General features: G+C 56.1%; 20 protein-coding genes. 11 read left to right on the plus strand and 9 right to left on the minus strand.

Translation table 11 applies throughout. From position 1 onward, the window contains the following. The 6 genes from K9N21_05330 to K9N21_05355 form a co-directional block, all read right to left on the minus strand. On the minus strand, positions 1-700 hold a 700-nt coding region (locus K9N21_05330; protein ID MCF8143324.1), incomplete at its 3' end, for a hydantoinase B/oxoprolinase family protein. Between the two features lie 68 nt (positions 701-768). Next, the gene (locus K9N21_05335; GenBank protein ID MCF8143325.1) at positions 769-2913 is read right to left on the minus strand and encodes a hydantoinase/oxoprolinase family protein; all 2145 of its coding nucleotides are present in this window, start codon (positions 2911-2913) and stop codon (positions 769-771) included. A 28-nt stretch (positions 2914-2941) separates the two neighbouring features. Then, positions 2942-3886, minus strand: a complete 945-nt coding sequence (locus K9N21_05340; GenBank protein MCF8143326.1) for a uroporphyrinogen decarboxylase family protein — start codon at positions 3884-3886, stop codon at positions 2942-2944. A gap of 2 nt (positions 3887-3888) precedes the next feature. Continuing rightward, complete coding sequence (locus K9N21_05345) at positions 3889-4218, minus strand: acetone carboxylase subunit gamma (GenBank protein MCF8143327.1); 330 nt, start codon at positions 4216-4218, stop codon at positions 3889-3891. Next, positions 4215-6257, minus strand: a complete 2043-nt coding sequence (locus tag K9N21_05350; protein ID MCF8143328.1) for a hydantoinase/oxoprolinase family protein — start codon at positions 6255-6257, stop codon at positions 4215-4217. Before K9N21_05350 ends, K9N21_05345 begins: the two co-directional genes overlap by 4 nt. Positions 6258-6304: 47 nt before the next feature. After that, positions 6305-6916, minus strand: a complete 612-nt coding sequence (locus K9N21_05355) for a TetR family transcriptional regulator (protein MCF8143329.1) — start codon at positions 6914-6916, stop codon at positions 6305-6307. 352 nt (positions 6917-7268) lie between these two features. On the opposite strand from K9N21_05355, the gene K9N21_05360 reads away from it, so the two are divergent. Further along, positions 7269-7958: a methyltransferase domain-containing protein gene (locus K9N21_05360; protein MCF8143330.1), complete on the plus strand. Its 690-nt coding sequence runs from the start codon at positions 7269-7271 to the stop codon at positions 7956-7958. Positions 7959-8102: 144 nt separating this feature from the next. On the opposite strand, the gene K9N21_05365 is transcribed toward K9N21_05360, so the two are convergent. The 3 genes from K9N21_05365 to K9N21_05375 all read right to left on the minus strand — a co-directional run bounded on the left by K9N21_05365 (position 8103) and on the right by K9N21_05375 (position 11198). Next, the gene (locus K9N21_05365; GenBank protein ID MCF8143331.1) at positions 8103-9077 is read right to left on the minus strand and encodes an MBL fold metallo-hydrolase; all 975 of its coding nucleotides are present in this window, start codon (positions 9075-9077) and stop codon (positions 8103-8105) included. Between the two features lie 78 nt (positions 9078-9155). After that, positions 9156-9773, minus strand: a complete 618-nt coding sequence (coaE, locus tag K9N21_05370) for a dephospho-CoA kinase (protein MCF8143332.1) — start codon at positions 9771-9773, stop codon at positions 9156-9158. Positions 9774-9827: 54 nt separating this feature from the next. Further along, entirely contained in the window at positions 9828-11198 is a 1371-nt protein-coding gene (locus K9N21_05375) for an FAD-binding oxidoreductase (protein MCF8143333.1), read from the minus strand. A gap of 263 nt (positions 11199-11461) precedes the next feature. On the opposite strand from K9N21_05375, the gene K9N21_05380 reads away from it, so the two are divergent. From K9N21_05380 to K9N21_05425, 10 genes are all read left to right on the plus strand, one after another. Further along, positions 11462-12475, plus strand: a complete 1014-nt coding sequence (locus tag K9N21_05380; GenBank protein MCF8143334.1) for a (Fe-S)-binding protein — start codon at positions 11462-11464, stop codon at positions 12473-12475. Positions 12476-12492: 17 nt separating this feature from the next. Continuing rightward, positions 12493-13881, plus strand: coding sequence for an FAD-binding oxidoreductase (locus K9N21_05385; GenBank protein ID MCF8143335.1), 1389 nt, complete (start codon positions 12493-12495; stop codon positions 13879-13881). Next, positions 13878-15032, plus strand: coding sequence for a (Fe-S)-binding protein (locus tag K9N21_05390; GenBank protein ID MCF8143336.1), 1155 nt, complete (start codon positions 13878-13880; stop codon positions 15030-15032). The genes K9N21_05385 and K9N21_05390 overlap by 4 nt, the downstream gene beginning before the upstream one ends. Before the next feature lie 351 nt (positions 15033-15383). Next, the gene (locus K9N21_05395; GenBank protein MCF8143337.1) at positions 15384-17480 is read left to right on the plus strand and encodes a molybdopterin-dependent oxidoreductase; all 2097 of its coding nucleotides are present in this window, start codon (positions 15384-15386) and stop codon (positions 17478-17480) included. Between the two features lie 131 nt (positions 17481-17611). Next, positions 17612-18757 (plus strand): PAS domain-containing protein, encoded by a 1146-nt coding sequence (locus K9N21_05400; GenBank protein ID MCF8143338.1) that lies wholly within the window; start codon positions 17612-17614, stop codon positions 18755-18757. Then, positions 18750-19427, plus strand: coding sequence for a response regulator transcription factor (locus tag K9N21_05405; GenBank protein MCF8143339.1), 678 nt, complete (start codon positions 18750-18752; stop codon positions 19425-19427). The genes K9N21_05400 and K9N21_05405 overlap by 8 nt, the downstream gene beginning before the upstream one ends. 543 nt (positions 19428-19970) lie before the next feature. Beyond that, a complete protein-coding gene (locus K9N21_05410) occupies positions 19971-20192 on the plus strand; it encodes a hypothetical protein (GenBank protein ID MCF8143340.1) in 222 nt (73 codons plus the stop codon). Between the two features lies 1 nt (position 20193). Next, on the plus strand, positions 20194-20361 hold the full coding sequence (locus tag K9N21_05415) for a hypothetical protein (protein ID MCF8143341.1): 168 nt from the start codon (positions 20194-20196) through the stop codon (positions 20359-20361). Between the two features lie 100 nt (positions 20362-20461). Further along, positions 20462-20752 (plus strand): hypothetical protein, encoded by a 291-nt coding sequence (locus tag K9N21_05420; GenBank protein ID MCF8143342.1) that lies wholly within the window; start codon positions 20462-20464, stop codon positions 20750-20752. Positions 20753-20850: 98 nt separating this feature from the next. Then, positions 20851-21480 carry a GAF domain-containing protein gene (locus tag K9N21_05425; GenBank protein ID MCF8143343.1) on the plus strand — a complete coding sequence of 210 codons (630 nt, stop codon included), beginning with the start codon at positions 20851-20853 and terminating at the stop codon, positions 21478-21480. The last annotated feature ends 34 nt before the right edge of the window (positions 21481-21514 follow it).

Genomic DNA, 21514 nt, shown 5'->3' on the forward strand with positions numbered 1-21514 from the left:
GATCGGCATATTCCACAACGCGGCGCTGCGCAATGCGGCAGGCCGCCAAACGGGCCTTGATATCCAGGACCATGGTGCGGGGGTCCCGGCTCATGGCCGCGAACATGTTCAGGATGTCCTCACGAAGGGTGTAGTTCTCACCCACTTTTATGGGCGGGGTGATCAGGCCTTCGTCATATTTGGATCGGGCCTTGGGACAGACGCCGCCCGGGTCGGTCCCGCCGTTTTCGCCCGTATGCACCACCGCACCCACGAAACAGATTAATTCCCCTTCGTGGAACACCGGGACGCAAAGGCCCATGTCCGCCGGGTGTACGCCGCCATAGAAAGGATCGTTAAAGAAGAAGCTGTCGCCCTCCTTCACCCCCACCGAGCTGTCATTGATCCAGTGTTTCACGATATATTTTACCGGAATCTGTCCCAGGACGGCGTGGAACCAGATGCCCGTGGCCACCACCGCCAGATCACCCCGGGCAGTGTAGATGCCGAAGGCCACGTCGCCCCAGCGCATGCCCGAAGAGGCCCCCAGCTTCATGGTGGTCTCTTTGCCCTCCTGGGCCACCATATTCATCTTGTGGACGAATATATCGTACTCGACGACATCCATCTTTTCCTGGGCCTCGGTCTCCCGAGCCGTCATGGGCTCGGGTTTGAGCTGCTGCACTACCTCCATGTCCCTTGCGTAAACCATTGCGCACATGGCTTGTCTCCCTTCCGCAGGAATCTTTCATCCCGCGCTTTTTTTATGAGTGTCGACGTCCTTTGCCCCTAATCGCGGTCGGGTCGCAACACGGCGCTGCCCAGTCCGTCTTTCTTGAAGTTCCAGCCCGGTTCGAGCACATAAGTGGTGTCAGGAGCTTCGATCAGGGCCGGACCATCGATGCTGTTCCCGGGCTCGATCCGGTCAAAGTCATACACGAGGGTTTCCTTGAATCCGCCCAATTCAGGCCAAAAGGCCTTCCGGGGCGCGCGCACGGCGGCCTCGGGCGGGGTCTCTCCCGCGAGGGGCCTCTGATCCATGGGTCTGGGCTCGGCCAGCACATAGGCCGTAAGGTAAAAACACTCCACGTTCACCCCGCCCATGGGGAACGTAGCCTCGGGGCTGTAGATGGCCGAATACTCTTCCGTGAAACGGTCGCAGATATCCTTGTACTCTTCAGGGCCGGTCACCTTCAAATGCGGGCTGATAATCTTGGTGAGGTTGTATTGCATGCCGTAACGCATGTCCAATTCCAATCGGAAACCGATGCGGTCCGGGCTGTAACCTTCCAGCTTCAGGTCATTGACAGCCAGTTCCTTGAGTTCCTCCACCACATTGTTAAAGCCGTCATAATCCTGGGAGTAACACTGTTCCGCATAGTAAAATATCTTCATGGTGCGGGATTTGTCCCAGACCTGTTGGATATTCACCGTGGAGGCCCCAAAGGCCCCGAATACGGGGGAATGGCCCGACACGACGACCTTGTCCACCTGCAGGTAGGGAGCGAAGCCGCAGGCGTGCGTCGCGCCCGCTCCGCCGCAGGCGAAAATCACAAAGTCGCGGGGGTCGTGGCCTTTTAAGGCCACCTCATTGAAGACTTCCTGACCCATGCGGGCGTCCACCACCGCCCGGATGCGCCGGGCCGCTTCCACCACGTCGATGCCCAGGGGATCGGCGATTTTGCTTTTGATGGCTTTGGCGCTGAGTTCCTCGTCCAGCAGCATCCGGCCGCCCAGGTAGTTCTCCGGGTTCAGATAGCCCAGCACCAGGTCCGCATCCGTGACTGTGGGCTCCTGTCCTCCAAGGTCGTAGCAGGCCGGGCCGGGCATGGACCCGGCCGACTGGGGACCCACCTCCAGGGCGTCGCCCATCAGTTTGTTGACCCAGGCGATGGAGCCGCCGCCAGCCCCGATGGACTTCACTTCAATGGCCGGAATATTGGTTCGCCATCGGTCGATCACCGGGATGAAGTCGTAGGTGCGAAGGCGACCGCCGCTGATCACTCCGATGTCGAACGAAGTACCGCCCATGTCGGTGAAAATGATATTCTCGTGACCGTATTCCCGGCCCAGGGTAAGGGCCCCGTGCAAACCGGCCACCGGTCCGGCGTTGTGGGTGAGTACTGCCCGGGTGCGGGAGACCTTTTTCATGCCTCCGGTATTGTGCACCAGCATCAAGGGGCGTTTGTACCCGCCGTCTCTCAGTTCGGCGCCCAGCTTGTTGAGTTCGTCGGCCATTACCCCGTGGATATAGGCGTTGACCACGGTGGTGATGAAACGGGTGTATTCACCGGATTTGGGCGAGACGTCGCTGGATAGAATCACCGGCAGGGAGCCTAGGTAGTCCTCGGGGTATTCCTCTTCGATCACTTGCTTAATCATTTGCTCATGGGTCGGATTGACAAAGGACCAGAGCAGGCAGACGACGAAACCCATGGCCCCTTTGTCCACCAATTCCTGCAGGGCAACGAGAATCTCGTCCCGATTCAACGGGCAGACCGGGTTCCCGAAGGAGTCCATACGCTCTCGTACGCCCACCACCATGTTCCGACGGATCAAGGGTTCGGCCTTGTTGATGCGGGCCAGGTCCTTGTTGGCCGCGCTGTCGCCGCCGTCGGCCCAGCTCCGGCCTCGACCCAGAAAGATCGCATCCTCGTGCCCGGCGGTGGTGATGAGGCCCAGTTTGGGGCCGTTACGCTCAATGAGGGCGTTGGTCCCCACGGTGGTGCAGTAGCGAACAACATCGCTCTCCCCCAAAAATTCGGAGAGGCCCGTCCCAAAGGATCGGGCCAGCGACCGCATCCCCTTCATGAACCCGACGGAGAGATCATAGTGGGTGCTGGGAGTTTTGGTCATTTGGGTTTTGCCGTCATCTCCACGGGCGTAAAAATCCGTAAATGTTCCGCCGATATCGACGTTGATTGAGATCCCCATTACATGTCTCCTTGTCTTGGTTTCGTTATCAGTGAAAAAATTCTTGAACTATTTTATGAAGCGTTTCCATTTTCACATTCCGAGTCGTCGGTCCCAGGCTGGTGAAAAAGATACCGCGCCCACCGGTGGTTTCATACAACTCCCGGCCTTCCCGAACAAGTCTGGCTGCCGTCTCCAGATCGTCCAGCGGCAGGCCCAGACCCACGCCAAGCGCCCCCACTCCCAGATCCCATATGCGCGAGACCTCCGGCAGACTTCCATCACTTGAAGGACCCAGCACATAAAGGTCCATTTTGAGGGAACTGAACCGATCCACCTGGGACGGATCATATTTCTGGACATAAAGCCCGGCTTTCACGTCGTAATAACCGGTGATGTTCCTGAGGGTGTTGTAGATCTTCTTGTGGGCAAGGCTGATTTTTTCCGAAGCCAGGGAGCGGCCTTCCATGAATATGAGCACATCGGGACCTGTCTTGCAAAAGGCTTCGGCAACAGGAACCATCAACTGTTTCACTTCTCCCAGATGTTCGACACCATGCCCGCGTCCAAACAGCATATCCGCCAGGGTCAAGGGGCCGGTCATTGCCGCGATGCATGCCTGCTCGTTCCGGCTGACCTCAAACACCCTGGACGCTGCCTCCAAGGCATGTTTCATCCGCCCTGTTTCTTCCGGCTTTTCAAAAAGCACCTTTTCCGGGTGTGCGGCAACCGGCCGATCATCCTTCCATGATATGCCGCAACCGCAGGCTTCGGCCATGAGCGTGAAGTCAAGCCCCACCACGACGCCGTCGAATCGAAACAGTTTGTGGGTCTTGACCAACGCATTGGCCCAGAGCGTCGGATCGTTCATGAGCTGTTCCATGGGCATGTTTTCGACCCTGGACAAAAGTCCGCGGATCATAGGGACAAAGACCGGTCTGGACAGCGGTTCGTCGTTCAAGAAAGCGTTGAAAAGCTCCCTACCCGTGGCCATGGCTACACCCCGTGCCGTTTTTTGAGTGCATCCACGTCCAGCTCAATATCATGGGTAATGGGATGCCCCGGCGGCAGGTACTCATTTTCGATGACGACGCCGCAGGCAGGGCAGTAAAACTCCAGAAGGCGGCAGTAATTGGGGTCCGGTGAAAAGCTGTATTCTTTTCCTTCCACCAGGGGCGGGTGGACTTCCTCAAAGGGCTTTTCCGCCACAAGGCACCCTCTTTTGTAGTTCTCCCGAGCCCCGATAAGTGCGTGGCCGCAACGCTGGCAGCACCATTTTTCCTGGTCCAGATCGATCTCCAGATACTCGGTGATTCTTACTTTCATGACGCGCTCACCTCCTCCAAAAGGGCATTATTAAATTTGTCCACCGTCATTCGCCAACCAGTTGCCACCAGAATCGTGGTCTGCTCCGATTCAACCAGCGCGGGACCGGATATGCTGTGGCCGTGGGTAAGCAGCACGCGGTCATATACAGGAATGTCCTCGAACCCTTTTTTTCGGTCCAGAAACACGGATCGAATACTCTTTTTCGCTGACGACACATCCGTTTGGGCCCTGAGGATTTCTTGTACCTCAAAATGGGGGGTTTCCGCCTGGGCCAAGAGACTGACCGTATTGAGTTTCAAATCACCGTCAAATCCGTTGCCGTTGCTTCCCAGCAGCTGGCGCGCCTCGGAAACAGCGGTCCTTAAACCCTCTGGTGATAGAAAAGAATCGAAGTCCGCACCGAACTTTATTTCATCGCCGCCTTCATTCCCTTCCACCATGAGTTCCAGGGAGAGTTTCATATCTTCAAAAGCAAAACCCTCGCCCCGAATATCGCGAGCCGCTTCATTTTTGAGTTTTGCGAGCGTTTCACCCAAGCTCGAAAGGTCACTTTTTTCATGAAAAGGCATGTTTGCCCTCGCATAGTAAATGTGTCCCACGTCCATCCCGGAAGAGGCATATGCCGAGAAAACAGCCGAAAAGGGGGTGATGACGATCTTTTTGATCCCCGCAACTTCCGCCGAAGCGCAACAATGGGCCGGGCCGGCACCGCCGTATACGACCAGGAGCGGCTCCCCTTCTCCTTTCAATTTTTTCCGGATCGCCAATAGTTCCCGGCCCATGGCCTGGTCTATGGTCTCCTTCACCGCGGCGGCGGCCGCTTCAACGGGGATATCCAGCGGTTTTGCGATTTTATCCGCCATCTGACCGTAGGCTTTTTCGCGGTTCAGCTTCATGGTCCCCCCTAAGAAATAATCCGGGTCGAAAGTCCCCAGCAGAAGGTCCGCATCCGTCACGGTGGGTTCCATGCCGCCCAGGTCAAAGCAAACAGGCCCCGGAAGCGCCCCGGCGGATTGCGGTCCCACGCGAAGGACTCCTTCCTGAACCGATGCAATGGATCCGCCGCCGGCGCCCACGGCCCTGATCTCCACCATGGGGACATTCACCTTGAAACCTTCCACATCCGGCTTTAGCGTGTAACTGACCTGGCCCTGCTGCACATAACCCAGATCAAAAGACGTTCCGCCCATGTCCGCGGAAATGATCTGATCCGTGCCGTAGGCCGATCCCGTCACCCGAGCCCCCATGAGCCCAGCCGCCGGTCCCGAATTATAGGTATTGATGGCACGGGTCTTGGCAACCCTGGCAACGGCATGGTTGTTGTGAACGATGAGCAGGTTTTTCCGGTACATTCTCCTTCGAAGGTCTTCCCCCGCTTTGTATAGCATGTTCACCAACTTGCCGTGAATGTAGGCGTTCAGCACCGCGGCATTAATTCGCTCCCCTTCCCCTTTTCGGGTGGAGATATCAGAAGAGAGAAAAACCGGTACGGAGCCCAGGAAATCTCTGGGGTATTCCTCCTTGATGGCTTTCCGAACGAACCGTTCATGCTCCGGATTGGCATCGGAATTGGCCAGCGCCACCAACAGACATCGAGCACCGCGGTCTATGAGTTTCTGGGCCCCGGCCATGACGGCTTTTTTGTCCGGTGCACGCACGATTTCTCCATTGGAAGACATTTCCTCCTGAATCGTCAGAATCATTTCCGGATCCACCAGCGGTCTCTTTCCGTCGCCCTCACCGTAAGGCGCCTCTTTTTCGTGCCCTTCGGTCAACAGCAGACCCAAGCGGCTGCCATCCCTCTGAATGATGGCGTTGGTACCGATGGTGTTTGAAAACCGGATGATATCCGTTTCATACAGAAGGGCCTCCACCGCCATACCGAACTTTTCAGCGCCCGCCTTGATGCACTCCAGAAAACAGATGGTCAAATCGTGCGGTGAAGTGGGCACTTTCACAGGTTCGACCCGGTCCCCTGAAACAAAAAACCCGTCGGTGAAGGTGCCGCCCGTGTCAATGTCAATCGTATACCCCATGACCTTTCCCTCCTTGCTTGTGTTAATACGTGAAGAATATAAACCTCCTATGAAACGTCTTCTCCGTTACCCTGGGCCCATGCGCCCGCCAACACCCCGTTCATGATGAAAGAAACAATCTCCTCTCTGATTTCTTCCATGGACAGGGAACCGTCTGAACGGTACCAGCGAAACTGCCAGTTAATGATGCCGAAGATATTGAATGCCAGGACCTTGATGCTCCTATATTGGATGAGCCCCGCATCCTCCAGTTCCCGCAGAACCTGTTTGTAAAATCCGTAGATTTGACGTTGAATATGGCGGTTGACCTTCGCCCCTTCTTCAGAGAGGTGTTCCTCGTCCAGAAAGAAAATCTTGGCCTCATTATTGTAGCGTTCGGAGAGCCTGACATGGGTCTCAATCAGTTTCCTGAACCGTTCCATGGGAGGGATATCCAGTTGCGCGGCTTCCCTGAGTTCTTTCACCAGATCTTCGGATGAATGTTGCAGGATGGCCAGGAGCAAGCCTTCCTTGCTCCCGAAGTAGTGGTAAATATTGGAAATGCTCATTCCCATGGCACTGGCGATATCCCGGATGGAGGTACCCCGAAAGCCCTTGGTGGCGAAAAGATCGATGGCGCACCTGATGACCTTTTCCTTTGTGTTGTTCGGATCGTTCATGTTGTCCCTCCTGTTGCCCGGCGCAGAGGATGGTGGAGATCGCCCATCCGGAGTATATCGATCGTTCGATATGCATATATCGAACGATCGATATACTGTCAAGAAAAAAATCTCACCAAGAAGAAAATGCCGTTACCTGGTGGATCTGCCCGGGCGTGGCGCCCTCTGGCGTCGTCAGGATGACGGTGCGTGCAGTATCATTTTTTTGATGACAGGGTCCTTTAGATGATCCGCCGAGGAATCATATTGAGGGATATGGATGTTTTTATTAATATCATCGCAACATGGGGTGAAGAATCAGGTGAAGAAGATGGATGGTTTATGCAGCCCAGTCCGTGGGAGGTCGCGAATCGTGAGAAATGCTTTGATACATATGAATGTGCTGATACGGATTGGGATGGCCGGACTGATATGGGTTGCCGGGACCTCATGCGCGTCCAGGATGATCGAGATGGAAGGGCATCGGGTCTTCAATCCGGAATACACCTGGTATCTCGAGTCAGAGGACCGGGACCGATGGCAGAAGCCCGACCAGGTCATCGAGGCCCTCCAGATCCCCGAAGGCGCTGTAATCGCCGATATAGGCGCCGGCGGCGGTTATTTTACCGAGCGTTTCTCAAACCAGGTGGGCAAGCGCGGACATGTGTACGCGGTGGATGTTCAGGACGTTATGATCGGGCTGCTGAAAAAAAGGGTCAAAGACCGTAACCTGGAAAACGTGACGGTCATCAAAGGGAAATTTGAAACCCCCATGCTCCCCTGCCACGCGATGGATATCGCCTTTTTTTCGAGCGTATATAAGGAAATTGACGACCGTATCCAATATATGAAAGAGGTGCGCAGGTCCCTTAAGCCGGGCGGGCAGGTGGCCATTATCGAATTTTACAGAGACCGCGGGCTCCTTGGACCTGAACTTGCGGACCGCCTCTCCGAAACCCAGGTCATTGATGAAATGAGAAGCGCGGGGTTTGTCCTGATCCAGCGGTTTGACTTCCTTCCCAAGGAATATTTCTTGCTGTTCTGCGTGGCTGACGCATCTTGATGCCTTTCCCATTGCCCGGAGAACGGGTGCAGACAGTTGCGGTCGTGGTGCGTCCATTGCAATGGCAGGAGACCGTGCATGCGCATGTCTATTTGGCGAGGGCGTATGGAAAGTTTTCTTTTTCCGGTGACGTGTCTTGATGGATTATTCTCCTGTTGTTCCCTGTAATCCGATCACGGATCCGACGCTGTTGAGGATAAATTCCTCCGGAAAGGCCTGGGAAATCTGGTGGATGGCCTTCCAGCCGGTGCAGTGCATGGGGGAGAGAACCTTTGGGCCGATCTTTTTGAACTCCTCGATGGTCTGTTCGATGATCTTTTCAAAAAAGGGACCGGAGAGGTGAAATCCGCCAATTGCCGCGTAGACCTCCTGAATGCCGGTGATCTTTTGGGCATAGAGAATCGTATTGATGATCCCGGCATGGCTGCACCCGGCGATGATCACCAGTCCTTTTCCCTTCACATGAACCACCAAGGCCTGATCGTCTGCAATGGGATCGGGGACGGTCTCTCCGTCCCGTTCCATACTGGCGTTGGGGAGGCCTTTCTCAAAGGGGGTGACCCGTTCCACCTCGCCCGTGACTAGAATGGTCCCGTCCGCAAGGGGCGTGGGTCCGGTGCTTTCCACCAGGTCAATGTTTTGTTTGAGGAGATCCTCCCTCACCAGGGTCTGTGGGAAGAGGAGCCTGCGGCCGTCGGCCAGACCGAAAAAGCGGGGAGCGTCAAAGACCCCCGGATGCAACACCAGGGGGATCCTATGCGGGAGCCTGTCCAATACCGGATAGAGGGACCCGGTATGGTCCATGTGGCCGTGGCTCAGGGCCATGGCCTCCACCCGGCCGAGATCCACCCCGAGCATGTCTACGTTGTGCATGACCCCGATGCTGCTGTATCCGGTGTCAAAGAGGACCGTGTGGGTGTCATCTCCTGCATAAACCGTCACCAGGAGCGACAGTCCATGCTCTGCCAGGAGGGTGTCCGCGGGGATGGTCCCGCTCTTTGACAAAGGGGGCCGGGTGACGACCTCGCTATTGGTGAGGAGTACATCCACATAGTTTTCCATCAGGGTCTGGATCTCCACGCGGTCTACGGCCTGGATGGGTGTGGTTCTCTGATTCATGGTTCTTCCTCCTGAGATGGGATGGATGATTGGCGATTTTTGATTGTTGATTGATGATTGCCGGAAAGCACGTCGGAGCTATCTTTTCCGCTGCGAGTTCTGCATCTCTTTGAGGCGCTTCCAGAGGGCCGTGACCTGTTTTCGAGTTCCTTCCACGTCCCCCTCGTTACGGATCACAAAGTCGGCCCGGGCCGCCTTCTCATCGATGGGCATCTGGGCGTCGAGGATGCGCCTCGCCTCCTCCCGACTGATCCGATCCCGTTTCATGAGTCGCTCGATCTGGGTATCGGGTGAGACATAGACCACCAGGACCTTGTGAACCAGGGGCTCTAAATGAGCCTCGAACAGGAGGGGGATCACCGCCTGGACAATCCCCTGTGGATTATCGTCGCCGAGTTGCCTGACTCGACGGACAAATGCCTCCAGAATGCGGGGATGGGTCATAGCCTCCAGTATCCGCCGCTTTTCCGGATCCTGAAACACGATCCCTGAAAGCCGTTTCCGGTCCAGGTTTCCGTCCTCCCCGATGACCGCTTCCCCGAAATAACCGACGATCTCCTGAAAGGCGGGTTGGCCCGGGACAACCACTTCTCTGGCAAGGAGGTCGAAGTCGATGATCGGGGCGCACAGTTCCGCCAACATGTGGGCCACGGTGGTCTTGCCGCTGGCGATCCCGCCGGTAACGCCCAAGACCAGGAGATCGCCGGTTGCCGGCAGGGAAAGATCCAAAGGGTTCTTCTCCGCCATATCTCAGCCCATCTCCCAGTTGCCCGGATTCATGATCCCGTTGGGGTCCAGGAGGCCTTTCACCTTCCGGATGAGGTCCACGGTATTCGGATCCATCTGTTTCAGCATCATCTGCTGTGCCCCCACCTCCCCCTTCCAGATCATCCCGCCCAGATCCAGGGTGACCTGATTGGACTCCTCCAGGGCCTTGCGGGTCTTTTCAATGTCCTCCTCATCGGCCCGGTTAAAAGAATAGTTGAACCCGAACATGACGCTGTGGCCCAGGAGAACCTGGTGGACATAGGAGCAGATCATCCCGTGTTTGTGGGAGATCTCGATCCCTTTTTTCCATGCGTCCGGGACCTTGTCGATGGGGAGGATGGCGCCGGTATATTCAAAACCGCCGCCTTTTCTGAAATCCGCGGCCAGGGCCGCCAGGGGAGGAACATCCAGAAACCGTTTGTTCAATGCCGGATGAAGATCTTCCACAAAGTTGAACTTCCCCCCGCCCTTGAACTCCCGGAACAACCGTTTGAATGCCTCCTTCTTGAACGCCAGCTCATCTTCGAAATGGCCCGAGATGATGATGATGAAAAAGACATGGTTCATCCAGTCGGGTTTTTCCTGGCTGATGAGAAAAAAATCTTCCAGTAAATCGAGTTGGGTCGTCTCAAAGATACCTTCTGAGATGAGGTCCACATCATCGGTGTAAAAAGCCAGGACCTCTCGAAAGGCGGGTTTGGGGAAGAGCTTGAGCGAGAGCTTGGTGACGATGCCGGTGGTCCCGAACCATCCGATAAACAGCCCGGGAAGGTCCGGGAGAGGCCCCCTCGAGAACCAGGAAGGCCCGAGAGACCCGGCGCCTATGGTGCAGATCTCGCCTGTGGGGAGGACCACCTCCATGCCGTTCACCATGTCTGAGTTGATCCCGTACCGGGGCGATATATGCCCGTGCCCCTGGATCAGTGCATTGCCCACCACCGTCACCGTAGGGGGGGCCTCGGGGGTGGAATGCTGGAGACGGGGATGGTGCTTTTTGAGATAGGACTGGAGCCCGGCCTGGGATACCCCCGGTTCGATCAGGGCGTACCGGTTGATCTCGTTGACCTCAATGATGCGGTCCATCTGTTTCATGTCCAGGACAATCCCCCCGCGGTTGGGAACCACCAGGGCCGACAGGGTGAAGCCGCCGCCCAGGGGCGTCACAGGAATCTTTTCCCGGTTGGCCAGAAGAATTATCAGCCTGACCTCTTGGGCGGTCCTGGGCATGACCACATAATCCACCTGCCGGGGGGGCTGGGCCCCGGAATCCCGGGAATAGATGAAACGCTCCTCCGGCCGGTTCGACATCCTGTCTTCCCCGACGATCTCCCTCAGCTGGCTGGATATGTCCATAGGGCCTCCTTTGAACGCGGAACGCGGAAAGGGGAACGCGGAAGGTAAGGCGCTCCCATACTGGAGTTTCAGGGGATTTTTCTTATGCTACTTTTTTCACAATGTCAAACGGGAAATCGGCTTTCTCCTTGACATGGCGGAAACGCTTCATATATCTATTGTCTGTCGCAGCTTCTTAACTGTTCACCTTTTCAGGGTTCGAAGATTCATCCCGGACCCCGGTAACCGCCCACCCTCAACTCATTTCTCAAGAGGGGAAGACGATGTATACTCTGAAATTTGATGAAAACGTGTGCCGGACCTGCCCCACGGGCGACTGCCTGGTCAAGTGCCAGTATCTCCATCTCGACAAGGAGACGGCCGTGGCAGAGATGGTGAAGATCGGTCAGGGGGCGGATTCCTTTGTCCTCAACGACTGTGTCACCTGTTATGCCTGCGAGGAGTACTGCCGGAGGGGGAATCACCCCTTCTACCTCATTACGGAGCGGCGTCAGGAAAAGGGGATCCTGACCGCGCCGAGGGCCATCACCCGGCAGTGGATCAACATCGGCGAGCCCCAGGGAAAATATCGGCTGGGCGAGGTCAAGGAGCGGGTGCTCTCCTTTGGCTTCATGCCGGAATTCCTGGGCTGGATCAAGGGACGGCTCTTCGAAGATGTCATGCCCTCCTATATCTTCGGTCAGGAGTTCTTCTGCAACGTGGTGTACATCCATTTTGCGGATACTGCCGTCATCAAGGAAAGACTTCCCCAGGTGGTGGACAATTTTAGAAAACTGGGGGTCAAGGAGGTGATCTTTCTCCACGATGAATGCTACGGCGCCTTCACCCAGCTGGCCCCGGCCTTTGGGATCGATGTACCGTTCCAATCGATTCATTACTATGAATATCTGTATCACCGGTTACAGGAATTAAAAGACCTCATCCGGCCGCTCAATATCCGGGTCGCCTACCAGAGGCCCTGTTCATCGCGGCTTTCTTCCGACCAGCACCATTTTTTCGCCGATATTATGGACCTGATCGGCGTCGATCTGGTGGCGCGGGAGTATCAGGATGAAAACGCCCTCTGCTGCGGCGGGATATTGAGCATGAACTACGGTTATGACCTGGCCCACGATGTCCAAAAAAGGAACATTGATGACATGACGGCCCACGGGGCCCAGTTCTGTGTCTTCAACTGCCCGGCGTGCCAGAGCACGCTGGGACCCCTGGTGGCCAAGCAAGGGATAAAACCGATACATATGATCCACCTCTGCCGGAAGGCCATCGGCGAGATGTGAAAATGGGAGGAGACGCCATGACGGATATTACCCAGGCGCTTGCCGGGATCGTGGGAGAGGCCTATGTTTCCAACCACCCTGAGGAGGCCTATTTTTATGCCCGGGACCCCGGGCTGATGCCCCCCCATGCCCCGGACTATGTGGTGGTGCCCAAGGTCGTGGAAGAGATCCAGGAGATTGTCAGCCTGGCCAACCGCGAAAAGATCCCGGTCGTGCCGATGGGGGCCGGTCTGGCACTGACCGGTCTGGTCATTCCCCTGAAAGGGGGGATCGTGATCGACATGAAGCGGATGACACGGATTCTGAAGGTCAATGAGACGGGCCGGCATGCCATTGTCGAAGGAGGCACCTCTCAAGGTCTTCTCAAGTCCTATCTGGAAAAACATCATCCCCGTCTTCGGCACAGCATCCCCGATTCCCCGGCCACGGCCACCATCGCAGCCAATGTCATGATCCACGGCCAGGGACGGCTGACCCAGCAGTACGGATTCAATTCCGATATGATTACCGGGCTGGAGGTGGTCCTGGCATCGGGCCAGGTCTCCCGGATCGGGTCCTGCGCCCTTTCTCCGGACTGGTTTTCAAAGGGGGCGCCCTTGCCCGACCTGACCGGGCTTTTCCTGGGCTGGTTCGGGGCCACCGGGATCATCACCAAGATCGGCGTGAAACTCTACCCCAAAAAGAAGCTGCGGGACGTGGAGATTTTCCTTACGGATCGGGCAGACCTGGTCCCGGATATGATCTATGAACTGACCCATACGGAGATGGTGGAAGACATCAATGTGTTCGCCCAGCCAAAGCCGATGATTTTCAAGGACAACCATCACATCACCCTTTTTTTCACCGGGGATACGGACGAGGAGCTGGAATTCAAACGGAAGACGATCTGGCATTCCCTTGACCGGTTTATCCGCAACAAGGACGGCGGATTTATGGGGGTCCCGCCGGTCATGAAGCCGACCCTCCTGGACATGCCCCAGCGGAGCGTCAGCCGGTTTGCGGATGTGACAAAGGGCGGGGGATTTGAGTACTCGGGCCCGATCATCATGGTGGACAAATATCCTGCCTGCGCGCAGAAAATCCTGGAGTTAGCGGAAAAATATGATCTGGGGTACTCGGGCATGGCGCGGATCATCGGGAGGAGTCACGCCATGATGTACGGATTCGCCTTTACCTTCAACCGGGCGGACCCGGACATGATGGAGCGGACCCGGAAGGCCCTCCACGAGGTGAGCGTCTTTGCCCTGGAGGCCGGGGGCATATTCTGGAAGGCCACTGTGGACGAACAAAGAATGGCCATGGAAAAGATGGATCCCGTGACCCTCGGACTCATGAAGATGATCAAGGAACAGATGGATCCCAACGGCATTATGAATCCTGGAAACTGGGAGGTTACCGAGGTATGAAATACGCAGACATGGTTCACAGGTGCTTCAGGTGCGGTTACTGCAAGTTTACCAGCGATTATACCGACTTCAATTGCCCGGCCTACCGCAAGTTCCGATTTGAGACCTATTCCCCCGGGGGCCGGATGTGGCTCATCAGGGGCTGGCTCAATGGCGATATCAAGAACAGCGAGCGTTTTCAGGAGATCCTCTTTTCCTGCGCCACCTGCGCCAACTGCGTGGAACACTGCGTATTTACCTTCAGCGACGACCTGGTCAACATCTTCATCGCGGCAAGGGAGGAGCTGGTGGCCGACGGTCTTATTCCGCCCCCTGTGAGAGACTATCTCAAAAACATCCACGTCAACGGGAACCCTTACAAGGCCCCCGCGGCCGAGCGTGGAAAATGGGCCGAAGGGACCTCGATGGAGGCCTACGCCGGCCAGGAGTATCTTTTTTATGTGGGGTGCGTGGGGTCCTACGATGAGCGGGCCGTCAAGATCGCCCGGGCCGTGGGCACGCTCCTGGTAAAGGCAGGCCTTTCCATCGGGATTCTGGGGGAGAAGGAGACCTGCGACGGCAACGAGGTGCGGGCCCTGGGCGAGGCCGGACTCTTTGAACAGCTTGCCGCGCAAAACATCCAGGCATTCCGGGACCTGGGCGTCAAAAAGGTCATCACCCTCGATCCCCATGCCTTCAATGCGTTCAAGAATGACTATCCGGGTCTGGGCGGGGAATTCGAGGTCTACCACTATACCCAGGTCCTGGCCCCGTTGATTCAGGGAGGCAAGGTCCCGCTCAAGGAGTGCTCCCTCAAGGTCACCTACCATGATCCCTGTTATTTGGGGCGGCACAACACCGAGTACCAGGCCCCGCGGTCCATCCTCAAGGCCATCCCCGGCCTGGAACTGGCGGAGATGGAGAGAAACGGTGAGAATGCCTTTTGCTGCGGGGGCGGGGGCGGGAACTTCTTTACAGATATCCTGGGCGGCGGCGAGGAGAGCCCTGCCCGGCTGAGGGTGAGGGAGGCCCTGGATACGGGCGCCGAAATTATCGCGGTGGCCTGCCCCCAGTGCGCCAAGATGCTGGAGGACGCGGTCAAGTCAGAGGAGATGGACGACCGGTTGAAGGTCATGGACATCGCTGAAATCGTGAACGGGTGCGTCATTTGAAGTGCTAACGTGAGCTAAAGCGGATACCCGCAACCAATCCCGCCCAGGCGGGACTCACACAAAGACACAAAGCACACAAAGGATTTTTTTGTAAAGAAACGGAAACATCCCCTCTTCTCTGTGTTCTTTGTGGCTCCGTGTGAGTCTATAAAATAAGGCGTACTGAGATAGAAACAGATTTTCTTGTTTTCTGTTACAGGGTTATTGGAAATAGGGTGCTAAACTGAACTAAAGTTGCCCATTGTTCTCAGACTCCGGGTTTGGAGCGCACTTCCCTGGATGTTTAAGCCTCGCCCCAAGAGACGGCCGGAAGAGAAAACAGCAACAATTCCGTGAAAGACGGCAGGAAAAATGGATGACCATCTTAAATGGATAAAGACCCACTGCGGTCGGATGGACCATGGGGGGTGCGCCCTTCTGGCGGGCGTCAGGGATAATACCATTGTAAAAATAAAGGGCGACCCGGAAGGTTTCCTGAACCGGGGCTATGTCTGCCCCAAGGGGCTGGCCTCACCCGGCCGGCTCGATCATCCCGATCGACTCAAACACCCGCTCCGCCGGACCGGCGGCCGGGGAGAAGGTAAATGGGAGCGCATTTCATGGGATGCGGCCATCAAGACCATCAGCGAGAATTTCCAGCGGATCAAGGGAGAATATGGGGCCAGGGGGGTGGCCTTCTGCCAGGGAATGCCTAAAGGGATCGAGCATTTTGTGCTGATCCGGCTGGCCAATATCTTCGGTTCTCCCAATGTGGTATCGGTCCAGGACGTGTGCCATGCCCCCAGGGAAGTGACCGGTCTCCATACGTGCGGGTTCTATCCGGTGGCCGATTTCCACTTAAAGAGCAGCCTCGCCCTGGTGTGGGGGAGCAATGTGACCAGCACCAATGAGGAGGGCGAAATCTGCAGCCTCCTCCTGGATCAGCTCAGGAACGGCACCCGGATGATCGTGGTGGATCCCCGGCAGACCGAACTGGCAAAAAAGGCGGACCTGTGGCTCCAGTTGAGACCGGGCACGGACTCGGCCCTGGCCCTGGGGATGTTGAATGTGATCATCGAAGAGGGGCTGTTTGATGAGGACTTCGTGGTGGCCTGGACATATGGATTTGAAGATCTGGCCCGGCATGTGAATGGGTATCCACCGGAAAAGGTGTCGGAAGTCACGTGGGTCCCCTCGGACCTTATCCGGGAGGCCGCCCGGTTGTACGCCCGCTCCCGGCCGGCCGCCATCCAGTGGGGGAATGCCATCGAACAGCATACGAGCGCCTTTGACACGGCCAGGGCCCTGGTGTGCCTCATGGCTGTGTGCGGGAACCTGGATGTGCCGGGCGGCAATATTCAGGCGAACGAACCCAATATCCTTCCCCTGGGGAAATTCGTCCGGGCCGACCTCCTCCCCGATAAATGGAAGGAGATGATCCACACTGCCCATCACACCATCCCCAAGCTCATGACCGTGCCCCCGGCGTTTTTGAGAAAGGCCATACTGGAGGAATTTCCCTATCCGATCAAGGGGGCCTATGTCCAGTGCTCCAACCCGGTCATGGCCTACGCAGACAGCCGTATGACCGTGGACGCCATGCATCAGCTCGATTTTCTGGTAGTGGCCGACATATTCATGACGCCGACGGCCTCCCTGGCCGATGTGGTTCTCCCGGTTGCCACCCAGTTCGAGTTCAACGACATCGGCCACTATGGGCTGGGTCACGGGTATATCCTGGCCCGGCCCAAGGTGGTCGAGCCGCCGGAGGGGTGCTGGTCCGACATCCGCATCCTCAATGCGCTGGGCCGGGCCATGACCCCGGAGGAATTCTGGGGTGACGACCCCGATGACCTTCTGGAGGCCCTCCTTGAGCCAAGCGGCCTCAGCTATGGCCGGTTCGTCGAGGAGGGGTATTTGAAGGGGGAAGAGAGATTCAAAAAATATGAATCCCGCGGCTTCAAGACGCCGACCGGCAAGGTGGAACTCTGCCTGAGCACCACGGAAAAATTCGGGCTCAAGGCACTGCCGGGATTTACGGCCTTGCCCGCGGATGATCCGGACTATCCCCTGGTGTTGACCAGCGCAAAAGACCCTTTCTACATGCATTCCTCTTATCGATGGGTGAAAAGCCTCAGAAAAAGGAGCCCCGACCCGGTGGTGGAGATTCATCCTGAAACCGCCTCAGACCTCAATATCCATGAGGGGGAACAGGTGGCGATCGAGACCCGTCAGGGAGCAATCACCCAGGTGGCGCGCCTGACCGAGGGAGTGCATCCCAATGTGGTGAATGCCGCCTATGGCTGGTGGTTCCCAGAGGCGGATATCACCTCTGAGGATACCTGGACCCGGTCTAATTTCAACATGCTCACCTCTGCAAAAGAATTGGGGAAGGAATTCGGCACCCCTAATCTCAAAGGCATCCCGTGCAGGATCCGGCCGGCGAATGAAAGGAAAAAGGAAGGCTGATAAGTTGTTGAGCTGATGAGCTTTGGACCTGAACCCTGAAATCTCAATGCAAGGCGGGTTTGCCTAGGCCTCTGGACCCGTGAACAATCACCCCTATCCGGCATCACGTTTCAATTACGGAGGACACGGCTGTGACCGATACGCCGACTTATGGAGAATTGGAACAGAGGGTCAGGGAACTGGAAAAAGAGGCTGCCCGGCGGAAGGAAGCCGAGGAGGCGCTCCGTGCGAGCGAGGCACAGAAGCGCGCCATCCTGGACGCCTCTGTCGACCGGATACGGTATGTGGACAAGGATCTGAGGATCATCTGGGGCAATAAGACAACGGTCTTGTTTCACGGCATGTCCCCGGAGGACCTGGTGGGCAAGACCTGTTATGAGATGTTTCTCGGGAGAGACACCCCCTGCGAAGGATGCGCCACCCTGAAGGCCCGGGAAACGGGCAGGCTTGAACGCACCGTGATGTATCATCCTAAGATAAAGGGCCTCGATAGAGAGACGTACTGGGATACCTATTGCGTTCCCCTGAAGAATAGTGGGGGCGAGGTCGAAGGGTTCATTCAGATCGGAAGGGACATTACCCGGCAGAAAATGGCTGAAGCACGGATCCACACCCTCAGCCAGCAACTCTTGAAGGCCCAGGAGAATGAACGGGAGAGGATCTCGCAGTATCTCCACGACCACGTAGGCCAAGAACTCTCTCTCATAAAAATAGGATGTGAGACCCTGTTGGATGGTTATCCCGACGTCGCCCCTGAGGTTGGCCACCGGTTGGCCAGATTGTCCAAGACCGTCCAGGGGACGATCACTGCGGTGCGTGGATTGGCATATGATCTGCGTCCTCCGGGTCTGGATCAGCTCGGACTTGCCCAGGCGGTCTTTCAGCTCTGCGAAGATTTTTCTGAAAATTCCGGCTTGAAGGTCGATTTTCAGGCCGCTGGAATGGATGATCTAAAGATGGACCCTGATATCGAGATCAACCTGTACCGTCTGTTCCAAGAGGCCCTCAACAATATCGAAAAACATGCCGATGCCGACCACGTGATGATCCGGATGGTGGCATCCCATCCCAATATTATCCTTTGCATCGAAGACGACGGCAAGGGGTTTGATGTGGAAGGCAGTCTGCTCAGGGCATCCAGTGAAAAACGGATGGGACTCGGAAGCATGGAGGAGAGGGTCAGCCTTCTTGACGGAAATTTGAGGATCCGGTCACGCCTCATGGGGGGCACGAAAATACGTATCGAAATCCCCTTGAAGGAGAAGAGCGGTGCCTGAGAAGACATCGATCCTGATCATTGACGACCATCCCCTTTTCAGGGAGGGATTGAAGGCCATTATCGGGCGTGACGCACGTTTTGAGGTGAGGGGAGAGGCGGGAACCGCACAGGAGGGACTCCGGATCGCCAAGAAGCTCCGGCCCGACCTGGTGTTGCTGGATATCTCCCTGCCCGATCAAAACGGCATCCAGCTAACGCGGGACATACGAAGTCTCCTGCCGGATACACGGGTCCTGATCGTCAGCATGCACGCCAAGATCGATTATATCGCCGAGGCGTTTCAGGCCGGGGCTACAGGATATGTGGTCAAGGAATCCGCGGCCGAAAGACTTCTCAAGGGGATCGAGTATGTCTTGAGGGGCGATTATTTCCTGGACAGTTCCGTGTCCCAGCAGGTGGTAAAGAAGCTGATGGCGTCTCCGGCAAGAGATGAAAGGATCTCGGACGCCGGCTATGGCACGCTGAGCCCCAGGGAGCAGGAGGTGATGCGGTTTCTGGCCGAAGGACTTTCCAGGACGGCCATCGCTGAGAAGCTCTTTATCAGCCCCAAGACCGTGGAAAACCACCGGACCAACATCATGAACAAGCTCGGCCTTCACAGCACCATGGATCTGATCCGCTATTCTGCAAAACTGGGGTTGATCGACGTGGATCTCTGGAAAGAGTAACCCGCCCCGCGTCAGGGTTTTCCCCGATCGCACCCGGGATATCCCCCCTTTTTTTTAGGTCTTTTACCCATTCAATTGAACCTCTCCCACTATTGACAACCTGGCTGAAATTACTCATATTTCTTTTAAAGGATCCGGGATCCGTGCGGATATTTGAAAGCGCTCTTTCATCCTGAGGATATGAGCCCTGCAATTGCGGAGGAAATCCCGATGAGTACCCATGTGACCATAAACGATCCAAGCAGGCCCGTCGGAGCTGAATCTATGACCAAGCCATCCATTCACGTCAAGAATAAAAAGACAAGAAATTATCTGGATATCATCACATTGATCCGGAGCATTCAGCGATCCGAAGGGAATCCCGATTGTTTTTTGAAGAGAAACGGTCATTGCGACCAGCTGAATTGCGCCTGGCGACCATATTGCTTAGGGAAAGAACGAAAAGGGTGAAGGGGACGGCGGCGCTGGGGAGGCAAAGGAGCCGCTCAGGATTAAAAATTCCCATCCACAAAATCCCTTTAACGCATTGGAGGGGAGGGGCATATGAACAGGATTCTGGTTGTCAATGACGATGACACGGCCATCCGGCTCCTTTACACCGATGAACTCACCGAGGAAGGCTATGAGGTCATCACGAGAGAGGGCGATATCGGTCTGATGGAACTGATTGAGAAGAAGAGACCCGACCTGGTGGTACTGGATATGCCGCCCGGCGAGGGTGAGGATATGCGCCTTTGCCGGAATATAAAGGAGCGTCTACGATGAGTTGCCGGTTATTCTGTCCACGGTTTATGCGGCCGCCGGGCCGGATGTGAAGTCGATGACTGCAGAGCCCTACGTATGCAGGAGTTCAGATTTCAACGAACTGAAAATAGCCATCAGACGGGCGGTTGAAGACCGTGAAGCGCTGTGTGTCGAAGGCCATGTTCAATGATGACGTTCACTGACCGTTGATCCTCTGCAAGACAGAAGACATGAGATTTCAGAGATAACGGATGAGAATACGGGATGCAGTGAAAAAAGGAGTTTCTGTGATGGCAGCCAATTTTCGGATCTTCGTTCATCGGAACAGTGATAATCTCCATTTGAAACTGATGGGGGATTTTGATGGGTCCTCGGCATGGGAAGTCCTCAATATGTTGAAAAAGAGCGCAAGGGGCGTCTACAGGGTCATCATTCATACGGGGTGTTTGAAACATATCGATCCCTTTGGGAGGGATACGTTTCAGGAAAACCTGCGCCACTTGAAAACCGCCACGGTTCCTATTCTGTTCACAGGAGAGAACGCAAGCCAGATCGCACCTGAGAAGAGTTCATGCATGTAACCGATGGGAAACTCCCTGCTGCCGATGAAAGTCTGTCCAGCGGCTATGGCGGGGTTGTGTCAAGAAACCCTTTGGAACCTCATCGAAAGGAGGGCGCCATGAAAAACGAAATCATGAACTACGAAACCCTTTTAAAGGTGACGCATGGCTGTGTCCTGTCCAGGGACCCTGAAGAATCCGCTTTACTGATTGTCGAGGCGGTAAAGAGCGCACTGGATGTTAAAGGCTGTGCCCTGTTTCTGTTCAACCGGAAGACCCACGAATTGGAGGTGGCGGCATCCATGGGGCTGAGCAACGAGTATCTGAACAAGGGCCCGCTCAGCGCGATGCACTCCATTGCAGGTTCTCTGAAAGATGGTCCTGTTGCCATCTCGGACGTAACAGAGGATCCACGAATCCAATACCCGGAAGCGGCAAAAAAAGAGGGTATCGCCTCCATTCTCTCGGTGCCCATCGTCGTCCGGGATAAACCTATCGGCGTGCTGAGGGTCTACTCGGCCACGCGCTGGGAGGCCACGCTGGAAGATGTGAATTTTGTTCAGGCCGTGGCCCAGATCGCAGGCATGGCCCTGGAGATGTCCCGCCTGCATAAAGGGATGAAGGACAGCATCGAGATATTGAAGCATATGCGGGATCCAAAGACCTTTAAATCGAAAGGGTGGACCCCTTACGAGGGCATTCCCAAGAGTGTGGGGAAGGTCGGTCCCATTTCCCAACAGATCCAATGAGATCCTTTGGCCGTAGGTTTGTGGCAGCAGCAGA

The sequence above is a fragment of the Deltaproteobacteria bacterium genome (assembly GCA_021737785.1).
Lineage (GTDB): Bacteria > Desulfobacterota > DSM-4660 > Desulfatiglandales > Desulfatiglandaceae > AUK324.